The 13,417-nt window shown below is 67.3% G+C and carries 13 protein-coding genes and 1 riboswitch; all 13 genes read left to right on the forward strand.

Translation table 11 applies throughout. The features are described from left to right. Positions 1 to 117 precede the first annotated feature (117 nt). The 13 genes from ACGYK2_RS02975 (at position 118) to ACGYK2_RS03035 (ending at position 13,316) form a co-directional block, all read left to right on the forward strand. Complete coding sequence (locus ACGYK2_RS02975) at positions 118 to 852, forward strand: ImuA family protein (protein ID WP_271689802.1); 735 nt, start codon at positions 118 to 120, stop codon at positions 850 to 852. Beyond that, positions 800 to 2,287 (forward strand): DNA polymerase Y family protein, encoded by a 1,488-nt coding sequence (locus ACGYK2_RS02980; RefSeq protein ID WP_271689952.1) that lies wholly within the window; start codon positions 800 to 802, stop codon positions 2,285 to 2,287. The genes ACGYK2_RS02975 and ACGYK2_RS02980 overlap by 53 nt, the downstream gene beginning before the upstream one ends. Then, a complete protein-coding gene (locus tag ACGYK2_RS02985) occupies positions 2,287 to 5,616 on the forward strand; it encodes an error-prone DNA polymerase (RefSeq protein ID WP_394374195.1) in 3,330 nt (1,109 codons plus the stop codon). Before ACGYK2_RS02980 ends, ACGYK2_RS02985 begins: the two co-directional genes overlap by 1 nt. A 111-nt stretch (positions 5,617 to 5,727) precedes the next feature. Further along, positions 5,728 to 5,824, forward strand: a riboswitch (TPP riboswitch). A 66-nt stretch (positions 5,825 to 5,890) separates the two neighbouring features. Continuing rightward, positions 5,891 to 6,694, forward strand: coding sequence for a bifunctional hydroxymethylpyrimidine kinase/phosphomethylpyrimidine kinase (gene thiD, locus ACGYK2_RS02990; RefSeq protein WP_271689800.1), 804 nt, complete (start codon positions 5,891 to 5,893; stop codon positions 6,692 to 6,694). After that, positions 6,687 to 7,667 (forward strand): FAD-dependent oxidoreductase, encoded by a 981-nt coding sequence (locus ACGYK2_RS02995; protein WP_271689799.1) that lies wholly within the window; start codon positions 6,687 to 6,689, stop codon positions 7,665 to 7,667. The genes thiD and ACGYK2_RS02995 overlap by 8 nt, the downstream gene beginning before the upstream one ends. Next, the gene (gene thiS, locus ACGYK2_RS03000; RefSeq protein WP_067260908.1) at positions 7,657 to 7,854 is read left to right on the forward strand and encodes a sulfur carrier protein ThiS; all 198 of its coding nucleotides are present in this window, start codon (positions 7,657 to 7,659) and stop codon (positions 7,852 to 7,854) included. Before ACGYK2_RS02995 ends, thiS begins: the two co-directional genes overlap by 11 nt. 3 nt (positions 7,855 to 7,857) lie before the next feature. Further along, entirely contained in the window at positions 7,858 to 8,619 is a 762-nt protein-coding gene (locus ACGYK2_RS03005; RefSeq protein WP_093925876.1) for a thiazole synthase, read from the forward strand. Continuing rightward, positions 8,616 to 9,212 carry a thiamine phosphate synthase gene (locus tag ACGYK2_RS03010; RefSeq protein ID WP_271689798.1) on the forward strand — a complete coding sequence of 199 codons (597 nt, stop codon included), beginning with the start codon at positions 8,616 to 8,618 and terminating at the stop codon, positions 9,210 to 9,212. Before ACGYK2_RS03005 ends, ACGYK2_RS03010 begins: the two co-directional genes overlap by 4 nt. Beyond that, the gene (locus ACGYK2_RS03015) at positions 9,209 to 10,171 is read left to right on the forward strand and encodes a ThiF family adenylyltransferase (protein WP_394374196.1); all 963 of its coding nucleotides are present in this window, start codon (positions 9,209 to 9,211) and stop codon (positions 10,169 to 10,171) included. The genes ACGYK2_RS03010 and ACGYK2_RS03015 overlap by 4 nt, the downstream gene beginning before the upstream one ends. A gap of 37 nt (positions 10,172 to 10,208) precedes the next feature. Further along, positions 10,209 to 11,156, forward strand: a complete 948-nt coding sequence (locus tag ACGYK2_RS03020) for an ABC transporter substrate-binding protein (RefSeq protein WP_271689796.1) — start codon at positions 10,209 to 10,211, stop codon at positions 11,154 to 11,156. Next, complete coding sequence (locus ACGYK2_RS03025; RefSeq protein WP_271689795.1) at positions 11,153 to 11,836, forward strand: TenA family protein; 684 nt, start codon at positions 11,153 to 11,155, stop codon at positions 11,834 to 11,836. The genes ACGYK2_RS03020 and ACGYK2_RS03025 overlap by 4 nt, the downstream gene beginning before the upstream one ends. After that, on the forward strand, positions 11,833 to 12,570 hold the full coding sequence (locus ACGYK2_RS03030; protein ID WP_271689794.1) for an ABC transporter ATP-binding protein: 738 nt from the start codon (positions 11,833 to 11,835) through the stop codon (positions 12,568 to 12,570). The genes ACGYK2_RS03025 and ACGYK2_RS03030 overlap by 4 nt, the downstream gene beginning before the upstream one ends. After that, a complete protein-coding gene (locus tag ACGYK2_RS03035) occupies positions 12,570 to 13,316 on the forward strand; it encodes an ABC transporter permease (RefSeq protein ID WP_276154422.1) in 747 nt (248 codons plus the stop codon). Before ACGYK2_RS03030 ends, ACGYK2_RS03035 begins: the two co-directional genes overlap by 1 nt. The last annotated feature ends 101 nt before the right edge of the window (positions 13,317 to 13,417 follow it).

Below are 13,417 nucleotides of genomic sequence, written 5' to 3' on the forward strand. Positions count from 1 at the left end.
AGTAGATGCGGGTTTTCCGCGCCCCGACAAGGGCTTCGCGGGGGCGGCTCAAAATTTTGACAGGGCCGCAGTTCATCGTTTATGAATAGAACAAAATGTGAACATATGGAGTCGTGCATGACAACCGATTCTACATATGGGCAGGTCCTTACCCTGCCGCGGCGACGGCCGTCGACACCGCCCGAGCCGGGGGTTCTGGCCACGCATGCGCCGCTGACGGATGTCTTTCCGGGGGCCTTCGCCAGTGCTTCGGCGAGTGGCTTCGTGCTGTCGCTCTTGCCGCGCGGCAAGGGGCCGGTGCTCTGGGTGCAGGACTTCCTGTCGCGGCGCGAAAACGGCGCGCCCTATACCCCGAGCCTCGCGGCCTTCGGGCTGGAACAGCCGGTGCTGCTGGTCACCGCCAGCCATCCGCGCGACGTGCTCTGGACGATGGAGGAAGGGGCCGCCTGCGCGGGGCTTTCAGCCGTGGTGGGAGAGGTGCATGGCGGGCCGGAGGTGCTGGATTTCACCGCCACCAAACGGCTGTCGCTGCGGGCCGAGGCCTCGGGCGTGCCGCTCTACCTCATCCGCAGCGGCGACCCCGGGGGCCTGAGCGCGGCGCGGATGCGCTGGCGCATCGCCTCCCTGCCCGCGCAGGCGCATCCCGACGATCCGCAGGCCCCGGGCGCGGCCCGCTGGGATCTGGAGCTGTTTCGCGCGCGCGGCCATGCGCCGGGCCGATGGGTGGCCGACCATGAGCCCGACAAACGCCACAGCCCCCGCGCCGCGGATCGTCTCCGTCTGGTTCCCTATGCTGACGATGGAGCGGTGGCGCCGGGTGATCGCCCAATACCGCAGCGTTCCGGGGGATGAGGTGCCGGTGGTCCTGTCGTGCGACGGGACGCACGGGCCGGTGGTCCATGGGCTGAGCACCGCCGCCCGCGCCCGCGGCATCGAGACGGGCGCGCGGGTGGTCGACGTGCAGGCGATCCACCCCGACCTGCATGTCGAGCCCGCCGATCTGGAGGGCGATATCGCCCTGATCAAGCGGCTGGTGCATTGGGCGCGGCGCTGGTGCCCCTGGACCGCGCGGGACGTCGATCACGGGCTGCTGCTCGATGTGACCGGCTGCACGCATCTTTTCGGCGGCGAGGCGGCGATGCTGCGCGATATCCGCAGCCGCTTTGCCCTGCAGGGGCTGACCGCGCGCTGCGCCATGGCCCCCACCCCCGGTGCCGCGCAGGCACTGGCGCGTTTCGGCTCCGGTGCGCAGATCTGCGGGGCCGAGGATCTGGCCGCCGCCCTCGCCCCCCTGCCCGTCGCCGCCCTGCGGCTCGACGCTCAGACCACGCGGCTCTTGGACCGGCTCGGCCTCAAGACCATCGGCGCGCTGAGCGATCTGCCCCGCGCCGCGCTGATGCGCCGCTTTGCCAGCCTCAAGCCCGACCGCAACCCGCTGATCCTGCTCGACAAAGCGCTCGGCCAAGCCCCCGACCCGCTCAACGCCCCGCCGGACCATCGCCACTTCATGACCCGCAGCCGTCTGCCCGAGCCGGTGATCGACCCCGCCCCGCATCTGCCCGCGCTGGTCGAAGACCTCTGCACCCTTCTGGCCCGCGCCGAATTGGGCGCACGGCGGCTGCGTCTGACGATCTACCGGATCGACGGCGATTGGCGCACCCTCGGCGTCGCCACGGCGCGGGCCAGCCGCGATCCGGCGCATCTGCGCAGGCTTTTCGATGGCAAGCTGGAGAACATCGACAGCGGCTTTGGTTTTGACCTGCTGACGCTGGAGGCGACGGACAGCGAGCCGCTGCCGCTGATCCAAGACCACCTCGACGGCAAACGCGACCCCTCGGCGGATGTGGCCGGGCTGCTCGACCGTCTGGCGGCCAAGCTGGGCAGCGACAAAGTGAGTTGGCCCGCTTGGCGCGAGACCCACAAACCCGAACGGGTGGAGCACCGCGTCGACGCCCTGCAAGGCACCCCCGCCGCCGCCCCCACCCTGCTGCGCGAGCGTCCCCTGCGGTTGCTCACCCCGCCCGAGGAGGTGCGCGTCATCTACGCCGTGCCCGAAGGCCCGCCCTCGCAGTTCAACTGGCGCCGCGTCACCTACAAGACCACCCGCCACGCCGGGCCTGAGCGGATCGCCCCCGAATGGTGGCGCGACCGCCCCGGCACCCGTCTGCGCGATTACTATAAAGTCGAGGTCGCGGGCGGCCAGCGCTTCTGGCTCTACCGCGAGGGCGTGATCCACGATGGCCGCGGGGCCGAGCCGCGCTGGTTCCTGCATGGGCTCTTCGCCTGATGCCCGAGCAAGAAGGACATAAGCGCCGCACGCTGGGCGAAGACGGCTTCAGTCCGCCACCCCGGGCGGACTACGTGGAGTTCGGGCTGGCGAGTTGCTTTTCCTTTCTGCGTGCCGCCTCGGACGCCGTCGATCTGGTCGAAACGGCGCATCACCACGGCTATGACAGTATCGGCATCGCGGATCACAACACCCTCGCGGGCGTGGTGCGGATGCATGTGGAGGCCGAGAAGGCCCATATTCGCCCCCTGATCGGGGCGCGGCTGGTGCTGCTCTGTGGGACTGAACTGCTGGCCTATCCGCAGGACCGCGCCGCCTATGCGCGGCTCTCGACGCTGCTCTCGGCGGGCAAGATGCAATCGGTGGACGGGGAATGGCAGCAAAAGGGCGAGACCCATCTGACGCTGGAGATGCTGCAAGGCCACGCCGAAGGGCTGCACCTCATCGTCATGCCGCCCGAGAACCTCGACCTCTTCGCCGCGGGCCTGCCGCGGCTGCTGAAAGCGCTGCCGGGGATGCGCCACATCGGCGCGAGCTTCCTCTACCGTGGCGATGACCGGGCGCGGATCAACCGGCTGGATGCGCTGGCCCGTGCCCATGGGCTGAGGCTGCTTGCCACCAACGATGTGCTTTACCACGCCCGCCACCGCCGCCCGTTGCAGGACGTGATGGTGGCGACCCGCGAGGGGGTGATCGTGCCCAAGGCGGGCTATCTTCTGGCCGCCAATGCCGAACGCCACTTGAAATCCCCCGAGGCGATGGTGCGCCTCTTCGCCGACTGGCCCCATGCCATCGCCGAGACGCGCCGCCTTGCCGACCGGATCGAATTTCGCCTCACCGATCTGGCCTATGAATACCCCCATGAGATCGTCCCCGAAGGCCGCACCCCGATGGAGGAACTGGCCCGTCTCACATGGGAGGGCGCCGCGCGGCGCTACCCCGAGGGCGTGCCCGAGGCGGTGAAAAAGACCATCGAGAAGGAATTCGCCCTGATCGAGACCAAGAAGATCGCCCGCTATTTCCTGACCATCTATGACATTGTGCGCTTCGCCCGCGAGGAGGCTGAGCCGCCGATCCTCTGCCAAGGGCGCGGCTCGGCGGCCAACTCCGCCGTCTGCTTTTGCCTTGGCATCACCTCGGTCGACCCGGCGGTGCATGACCTGCTTTTCGAGCGCTTCCTCAGCGAGGAACGCGACGAGCCGCCCGACATCGATGTCGATTTCGAGCACGAGCGGCGCGAGGAAGTCATCCAGTACATGTACGGCAAATACGGCCGCCACCGCGCCGGGCTCTGCGCCACGGTGATCCACTACCGCCCGCGCTCGGCCATCCGCGAGGTCGGCAAGGCGATGGGGCTGTCCGAAGACGTGACCTCAAAACTCGCCGGCACCGTCTGGGGCAGTTTCGAGGGCGAGATGGACGACGCCCGCGCCCGCGAGGCGGGGCTGGACCTGTCGGACCCCTATCTGCGTATGGTGCTGACGCTGGCCAGCCAGATGATCGGCATGCCGCGGCATCTGAGCCAGCACGTCGGCGGTTTCATCCTGACCGAGCGCCCCCTGACCGAGATCGTGCCCATCGGCAACGGCGCCATGCCCGAGCGCAGTTTCATCGAATGGGACAAGGACGACATCGACGCGCTGCAGATCTTCAAGGTCGATATCCTCGCGCTCGGCATGCTGACCTGCATCGCCAAGTGCTTCGACCTGATCGAGGCGCATTACGACCGCCCGCTGGAACTGGCCACGGTGCCGGTGGAGGATCACGAGGACGACGCCACGGGGCGACCGACCTACGACATGCTCTGCCGCGGCGACAGCCTTGGTGTCTTTCAGGTGGAAAGCCGCGCGCAGATGGCCATGCTGCCAAAACTGCGCCCCCGCGTCTTCTATGATCTGGTGATCGAAGTCGCCATCGTCCGCCCCGGCCCCATTCAGGGCGACATGGTCCACCCCTATCTGCGCCGCCGTCAGGGGTTGGAGAGCGTCGTCTACCCCGCCCCCGGCCCAGCCTATCCGCAGGACGAGCTTTTCAGCATCCTCAGCCGGACGCTGGGCGTGCCGATCTTTCAGGAACAGGCGATGAAAATCTCCATCGACGCGGCACAGTTTTCCCCGACCGAGGCGAACGAGCTGCGCAAGGCCATGGCCACCTTCCGCTCGCGCGGGACGATCGAGAAGCTGCAGGACAAGATGGTGGGCCGCATGACAAAACGCGGCTACGATCCGGTCTTCGCGCAGCGCTGCTTCGACCAGATCAAGGGCTTTGGCGAATACGGTTTCCCCGAAAGCCATGCGGCGAGTTTCGCCAAGCTGGTCTATGTCTCGTCATGGATGAAATGCCACTACCCGGCGGCCTTTGCCTGCGCGCTCTTGAACTCGCAACCGATGGGGTTTTACGCGCCGGCGCAGATCGTGCGCGATGCGCGTGAACATCAGGTCGAGGTGCGGCCCGTGGACGTGAACCTCTCGGACTGGAACTGCACGCTGGAGCCTTGTGGCGAGGGCTTTGCCCTGCGCTTGGGGCTGCGCATGGTGGACGGCCTGCAGGAAAAGGCGGGCGCGCGGATCATGGACCGGCGCGAGACGCCTTACGCGGATGTCGAAGACCTCAAGAGCCGCGCCGGGCTGGATGCCAAGGCGATCCGCCAGCTCGCCGCCGCCGATACGATGCGCAGCATGGGGATCGACCGGCGCCAAGCGCTCTGGCAGGCCCAAGGGCTGCGCGACGCGCCCGCCTTGCCGATCTTCGACCATGTCGAAGCCTCGGCCCGCGGCCCGGAGCCGGAGGTGCATCTGCCGGTGATGCCGAAGGCGGAGCAGGTGGTGGCCGACTACCAGACGCTGCGCCTGTCGCTGAAGGCGCATCCGATGTCCTTCTACCGCGGGAGCCTTGCGGCGCAGGGGTTTTCCTCGGCCCGGGACCTTTCGCGCATGGGCCACGGGCGGCGGGTAAAGCTGGCGGGGCTGGTGCTGGTGCGCCAGAAACCCGGCAGCGCCAAGGGGGTGTGTTTCATCACGCTGGAGGATGAATTTGGCGTCGCCAACCTCGTGATCTGGCCCAATATGTTCAAGCTCTACCGCCCCACGATCATGTCGTCGCGGCTTCTGGTCGTGGAGGGGCGCGTGCAGACCGACGGGCGGGTGATACACGTGGTGGCCGAGCGGCTTGAGAACCGCTCTGACCGGCTGGCAGCACTATCGGAGGCACCGATGCCCGGCATCACGACGCGCGGCGATCACCCAACCCATCCGCTGCCCGGTCAGGTGGCCATGCACGGCCACCCGCGCGATGCCAAGGTGATCCCCAAATCGCGGGATTTTCATTAACGAATCCTCATGCAATGCATGAGGTACACACCGCAACTACATGATATAAAAAGCAAACCAATAAATAACCGATCCCCTGTTGACCCTCTGAACGCCCCTCGCTAGCCTGCCGGAAATCCGTTGGGGTGCCGCAAGGCTGAGAGGTGAAAACCGACCCATCGAACCTGATCCGGGTCGTACCGGCGTAGGGAACGGAAGCAAGCATCGGCCCATCCGGGCGGTCGTTTACCCCGTATCTCCATGCCCTCGGCCCATCTAACGAATGGGGGGCCGAATGGCGTTTCAAGCACTAACGATTGCGGGGTCCGACAGCGGCGGCGGGGCGGGGATTCAGGCCGATCTCAAGACCTTCAGCGCGCTTGGCGTCTATGGGGCCAGCGTGCTCACCGCCGTGACCGCACAGAACACCCGCGCCGTCACCGCGGTCGCCATGATCGCGCCTGCGATGATCCGCGCGCAGATGGCGGCGGTCTTTGGCGATCTGGCCATCGGCGCGGTCAAGATTGGCATGTTGGGCGACCCGGCCACGATCTCCGCCGTGGCCGAGGAGCTGGCCGACTGCGCCGCGCCCATTGTGCTCGACCCGGTGATGGTGGCGAAATCCGGCGATGCGCTCCTCTCTGCCGAAGCGGTCAAAACCCTGCGCGACCGGATGCTGCCCCGCGCCTATGTGCTGACGCCAAACCTGCCCGAGGCCGCACGGCTGCTGGACACAGAAGAAGCCACCGACGAGGCCACCATGCTCGCGCAGGGCCGCGCGCTGCTGTCGCTCGGCCCCCGCGCGGTGCTGATGAAGGGCGGCCATGGCAAGGGCGAGACCTGTGTCGATCTGCTGATTTCCGAGGCCGACACCCTGCGCCTTTCCGCGCCCCGCCAGCAGACGGCGAACACCCATGGCACCGGCTGCACGCTCTCTGCCGCCATTGCCGCCGGTCTGGCGCGGGGCCAGCCTCTGCCGCAGGCGGTGGAAGCCGCCCATAGCTATCTGCAACGCGCCATTGCCGCGGCGGACGCCCTCAACATCGGCCATGGCCACGGGCCGGTGCATCATTTTCACGGCGTTTGGCCCCATGAGTGATGTCACGATCATCGGCGCGGGCGTGGCAGGGCTCTGGGCCGCGCGGGCCTGTCTGGCGCAGGGGCTGCGGCCAAGGCTCGTTGACCGCAAAGGCCCGCCCGGGCCGCACGGCTGTTCGTGGTGGGCGGGCGGCATGCTCGCCCCCTTTTGCGAAGGCGCGCTGAGCGAGCCTGCGGTGGTAACCCATGGGCGGCGTGCCGCGGCGCTATGGGGGAAGATCACGGAAGTCACCCATCGGGGCACGCTGGTCCTCGCCCCCGAGCGGGACCGCGCGGAATTGCAGCGTTTCGCCGCCCGCACCGAAGGCCACAGCGACTGCGACGCCGAAGCCATCGCGGCCTGTGAGCCGGACCTCGCCGGGCGCCATCGCCGCGGGTTGTTCTTTGCCGAGGAAGCGCATCTGAACCCGCGCCAAGCGCTGCAAGACCTGACCCATGCGCTGGCCGCCGAGGGCGTGACGGTTAAGACCACGGCCCTCACCCCTTCGGAGGTCACAGGCCCGGTGATCGACTGCCGCGGCATGGTGGCCCGCGACGCTCTGCCCGGTTTGCGTGCCGTGCGCGGCGAGATGATCCTGCTGCGCGCGCCTGAGATCGCCCTCACCCGCCCGATCCGCCTGCTGCACCCGCGCCATCCGCTCTACGTCGTGCCGCGCGGGCAAGGCATCTACATGCTGGGCGCGACCCAGATCGAAAGCGCCAGCCGCAGCGGCATGACCGCCCGCTCGGCGCTGGAACTGCTCTCAGCCGCCTATGCGCTCGACCCGCGCTTTGCCGAGGGCGAGATCATCGAGATGGGCGCCGACCTGCGCCCGGCTTTCGCCGACAACCTGCCCGGCATCGTGCAGCGCGGGGCGGTGCTGCATCTGAACGGATTGTTCCGGCACGGTTTTCTCATGGCGCCCGCCTTGGCCGAACAGGCTGCGGGCTTTCTGGCAACAGCGACAACGGGGGATTTATTCCGTGAAGATTGAAGTGAACGGCGAGACGCGTGAGGTCACCGCCGCGCAGCTTGACGCGGCATTGGCAGAGCTGGGCTGGGGCGAAGCGAAAGTCGCCACCGCCCTCAACGGCAGCTTCGTTCCCGCAGGCGCGCGGGGCGAGACCATGCTGAGCGACGGCGACCGGCTCGAAGTGCTCAGCGCCATGCAGGGGGGCTGAACGATGCGCGATTTCTACGGCACCACCCTGCCCCTGCCGCTGATGCTGGGCACCGCGCGCTACCCCTCGCCCGCAGTGATGGAGGCTGCCTTTCGCCAAAGCGCCGCGCCGGTCGCCACGGTTTCGCTGCGCCGCGAACAAGGCGCAGGACAGGCGTTTTGGGACATGGTGCGCGGCTTGGGCGTGCATCTGCTGCCCAACACCGCCGGCTGCCATTCCGCGCGCGAGGCGATCACCACGGCGCAGATGGCGCGGGAGTATTTTGGCACCAATTGGATCAAGCTCGAGGTCATCGGCCATGCCGACACGCTGCAACCTGACCCCTTCGGGCTGGTCGAGGCTGCCGAGGCGCTCTGCGCCGATGGCTTCGAGGTCTTCCCCTATACCACCGAGGATCAGGTGCTGGCCGCGCGGTTGGTCGATGCGGGCTGCCGGGTGCTGATGCCTTGGGGTGCGCCCATCGGCTCGGGGCTGGGGCTGAACAACCTGCACGGGCTGCGCAGTCTGCGGGCAGCATTTCCCGATGTGGCCATGGTGATCGACGCGGGCCTCGGCCTGCCCAGCCATGCGGCACAGGCGTTGGAGATGGGGTTCGACGCGGTGCTTTTGAACACCGCCGTGGCTGAGGCCCGCGACCCCGCCGCCATGGCCGAAGCCTTTGCGCTGGCCTGCCGCGCGGGCGCGCTTGCCGCCGCTTCCGGCCCTATGGGCCAGCGCGACATGGCCGTGCCCTCCACCCCCGTCATCGGAAAGGCTTGGCTATGAGCTTGCCGCGTTTCTACCCCGTCTTCGATAGTGCCGCATGGGTCGCGCGGGCCGTGCCCTTGGGCGTGAAGCTGGTGCAACTGCGCATCAAGGACGCGCCCGAAGAGGTGCTGCGCGCCGAGATCACCACCGCGCTCGACCTCTGCCGCCAGCACGGCGCACTGCTGGTGGTGAATGACCATTGGCAACTGGCGATTGAACTGGGGGCCGATTGGCTGCATCTGGGGCAAGAGGATTTGGACAGTGCCAACATCCCCGCGATCCGCGCCGCCGGGCTGAAGCTGGGCCTGTCGACCCATGACCATGCCGAGCTTGACCGCGCGCTGGCCCTCGCCCCCGATTACATCGCCCTCGGCCCCGTCTATCCGACCATTCTGAAAAAGATGAAATGGACCGAACAGGGCCTCGACCGGCTGACGGAATGGAAGGCGCGGATCGGGGACATTCCGCTTTGCGCCATCGGCGGCATGTCTGTCGCCCGTGCGCCGGGGGCCTTTGCCGCCGGGGCCGATACGGTGGCGGCGGTCACGGATATCACGCTGAACGCAGACCCCGAAGCGCGGGTGCGCGAATGGCTTGAGGTGACGGCATGAGCCGCTATGTCCGCCAGACCGTTCTGCCGCAGGTCGGTGCCGGGGGGCAAGCGCGGCTCACGGCGGCGCATGCGCTGGTCGTCGGGGCCGGAGCGCTGGCGGTGCCTGTGCTGCAATATCTCGTCGGGGCCGGTGTCGGGCGGATCACATTGGTCGACGGCGATCAGGTGGCCTTGAGCAATCTGCACCGCCAACCGCTCTACCGGATGGACGATATCGGCAGGCCCAAGGTCCGTGCCGCCGCCGAGGCGATGGCGGCGCTGAACCCCGAGGTGACGCTTGCCCCGCGTGCCGAATGGCTCACCCCCGCCAATGCGCCCGCCCTGCTGGCGGACTGCGATATCGCGCTCGACTGCGCCGACACTTTCGCCGCCAGCCTGACCCTGTCGGACGAAGCCCGCGCGCAGGGCAAACCGCTGATTTCAGCCTCGGCCCTTGGGCTGTCGGGCTATGTCGGTGGTTTCTGCGGGGGTGCTCCCTCGCTCCGCGCCGTCTTCCCTGACCTGCCGCAGACGGCAGCGACATGTGACACGGCGGGCGTCTTGGGGCCCGTGGTCGGGATGATCGGCGCGGCACAGGCGCAGATGGCGTTGTCGGTGCTGCTGGGGCTGTCGCCCTCCCCGCTCGGGCAACTCCTGACTTGGGATACCGCGCAATGGCGCATGTCGGGCTTTCGCTTTGACAATGCGCCCGAGCCTGCACCCACCGCGCGTTTCATCGCTGAAAGCCAGATCGCCCCGCGCGATATGGTCATTGACCTGCGCGCCGAAGCGCCTGCGCCTTTCTCACCCCAAGCCCGTCATGTCCCGCCCGAGGCGCTGCCTGACCTGACGCTGCCGCCCGATACGTCGCGCATTGTGCTTGCCTGCCGCACCGGCCTGCGCGCGCATCACGCGGCCAACACCCTCCGCGCACGCTGGCCGGGCGAGATCGCCCTGATCGCACTGCCCGATGCCTGACCTTTTCCCCGAACAAACAATCTATTGGAGCCATTCCGTGAAAAACATACTCGCACCCCTTGCCCTTACGCTGATCGCCGCCCCCGCCGTGGCCCAAGACAAAATGACCGTCATGCTCGACTGGTTCGTGAACCCCGATCACGGGCCGATCATTCTAGCGCAGGAGAAGGGCTATTTCACCGATGCGGGGCTGGAAGTCGAACTCGTCTCCCCCGCCGACCCGAATGAGCCGCCGCGCATGGTGGCGGCGGGCCGGGTCGATCTGGCAGTCTCTTACCAGCCGGAACTGCATCTCGCCCAGCGCGAGGGGTTGGACCTGCGCCGTGTGGGCACGCTGGTCGAAACCCCGCTCACCTGCCTCGTCGTCCGAGCCGATGGGCCGGTGCAGGAGATGGCGGACCTGAAGGGCAGAAAGGTGGGTTTCGCCGTGGCGGGCGTGCAAGAGATGCTGCTGGATGCGATGCTGAGCCACAATGGCGTGGCGCCTGCCGAGGTCGAGCAAATCAACATCGGCTGGTCGATCTCGCCCGCGCTAATGTCGGGACAAGTCGACGGAGTAATCGGCGCATTCCGCAATTTCGAGCTGAACCAGATGCAAATCGAAGGCTATGAGGGCCGTTGCTTCTACCCCGAAGCCGAGGGCGTGCCCGCCTATGACGAGTTGATCTACGTCGCCCATGCCGAAGAGATGGACCGCGACATGATCGCCCGCTTCCTGCGTGCCACCGAACGGGCCGCCGCCGATATCGTGAATGATCCGGCCGCCAGCGGAGAGGTCTTCTTTGCCTCCGACGCCGAGCTGCGCAACGAGCTGAACACCCGCGCATGGGAAGACACATGGCCGCGCTTCGCCACCCGCCCCGCCGCGGTGGACCACGGGCGCTATGACCGGTTCGAGACCTTCATGCAGGAAAGCGGCGTGGTGGAAACCGTGATCCCCGCCGCCGATCTGGTGGTCGACGTCACGGCGCAGGCGAAACCATGACGGCGCCCGATTACGGCAAGGCCTTCGCAGCATGGCGCAGTGGCGCCGGAGAGACTTGGCGGGCCTATACCCGCCATGACTTTGTCGAACAGTTGGGCAACGGCAGTCTGCCACAGGCCAGCTATCTGCATTACCTGCGGCAGGACTATGTTTTCCTGATTCACTTCGCCCGCGCTTGGGCGCTTGCCGCGGCCAAGGCGGAAACGCTGGATGAAATGGCCGCTGCGAGTGCCACGGTCCATGCGCTCGTGCATGTGGAGATGCCCCTCCATGTGGAAACCTGCGCAGGCCATGGCATCGGCCGCGCCACGCTTGAGGCCACGGCAGAGGCCCCCGGCAACCTCGCCTATACACGCTATGTTTTGGAGGCGGGCTATTCCGGGGATTTCCTTGACCTGATGGCCGCCCTCGCCCCCTGCGTTCTGGGCTATGGTGAGATTGGGTTGGCCCTGCGGGGCAATGACGGCCCCTATGCCGATTGGTGCGCGGTTTATGGGGGTGAAGAGTATCAAGCACTGTGCCGCGATGTCGGCGCGCTGATCGACGGGGGGCTAGAGCGGCGTCTGGGCGCAAGCTGGCAAACCCTGCCCCGAGCCAAGACCTTGCAAGAGCGTTTCAACACGGCCACCGCCCTTGAGGTTGGCTTTTGGGACATGGCCCTGTCGCCCGCAGCAACATGACCGCCCCTACGGTGCATCTATCGGGCGCGCTCCACGGCGCTGCGGGCCTCTTGATCGACCATTTCGATCTTATCCTCAAGGCCGGGCAATGGAACGTCTTGCTCGGCCCCTCGGGTGTGGGAAAAACCTCGCTGCTGCGTCTGCTTGCGGGTCTGCCCACTGTGGCCCGGCTGGAGGGCCGTATTGCTACGGATGACGACCGTCCCCTCGCCCCCCGTGTTGCGATGATGGCGCAGGACGATCAACTGCTGCCTTGGGCGAATGCGGTTGAGAATGTCACCATCCCCGCCCGGCTGCGCGGAGAACGGGCGGACCCTGCCCGCGCCGCAGCACTTTTGGCCGAGGTCGGGCTTCGCGCGGAGCTGCGCCGCAAACCTGCCCAGCTTTCCGCCGGTCAGCGCCAGCGCGTCACCCTTGCCCGCACGCTTTACGAAGACCGCCCCGTGGTCCTGCTGGACGAACCGTTCTCGGCCCTCGATGTGGTGACCCGCCTTAAAATGCAGGATCTAGCGGCGCGGCTGCTTTGCGGGCGAACCGTCGTGTTGATCACCCATGACCCGGCGGAGGCCCTGAGGCTCGCCGATCACGCTTGGATCGTGAGCCGCCATGGGGCCGCCCCCTGCCCCCTGCCCAAAACGCCGCCACCCCGCCGGATCGACGCCCTCGAGACCCTCGCCGCCCAAGCCGATCTGCTGCGCCGCATGGGGCTGGCCTCACCCGCGCAGATCGCCTGATGGTATCTACGTTGCATAAATTATGGCGTGGCATGGTCTGCTTCGCCCTCGCCGTCGCGATATGGCAGCTTGTTGTCACCCTCAGCGGCGTGCCGCGTTTCATCCTGCCGGGACCTTGGCTTGTCTTGCAAGCGCTGGGCGGGAATGCCGCGCTGCTCTGGCAGAATGCGCTGTGGTCGGCGGGCAATCTTGCGCTGGGCCTAAGCTTAGGCATTTTCCTCGGCATTGAGACCGCGCTGTTGCTGACCCTCTCGCGCCGCGCGCGCTGGCTGCTGCGCCCGATGCTGGTGGTGGCTCAGGCCGTGCCTGTCTTCGCCCTCGCCCCGGTCATCACCCTTTGGCTCGGCTACGGGATGCCCTCCAAGATCGTGACCATCGCGCTGGTCACCTATTTTCCCATCGCCTCGGCCCTCTTCGACCGGCTGATGGCGCTGCCCCCGGGCCTGCGCGATCTGGCGCATCTCTCAGGAGCCAACCGCTGGCACGAAACACTGCTGCTGCGCCTGCCCCATGCCGTGCCGGGCCTGATCTCGGGCCTGCGTCTTGCGGTGGTCTACGGCCCCCTCGCGGTGCTGATTGGCGAATGGGTCGGCTCATCCCGCGGTCTGGGGCATCTGATGCTGATGGCCAATGGCCGCGGCCAAACCGCGCTCATGTTCGCGGCCCTGATCGTGCTCGCGGCGCTGTCGCTGCTGCTCTGGTCCGCGGTCGAAGCGCTCGCCCGCTGGACGGCACGGCGGTTTTAGGTGCCTTGAAACCCCATGGTCAGCGTGATGCTCGTATGCGGCACGGCATGGTGATCCGCGCCCCAGCGTCCAAGGATATCCGGTCACAGCCAAAGTTATCG

Source organism: Sulfitobacter sp. 1A10359 (assembly GCF_043558145.1).
Taxonomy (GTDB): domain Bacteria; phylum Pseudomonadota; class Alphaproteobacteria; order Rhodobacterales; family Rhodobacteraceae; genus Sulfitobacter; species Sulfitobacter faviae.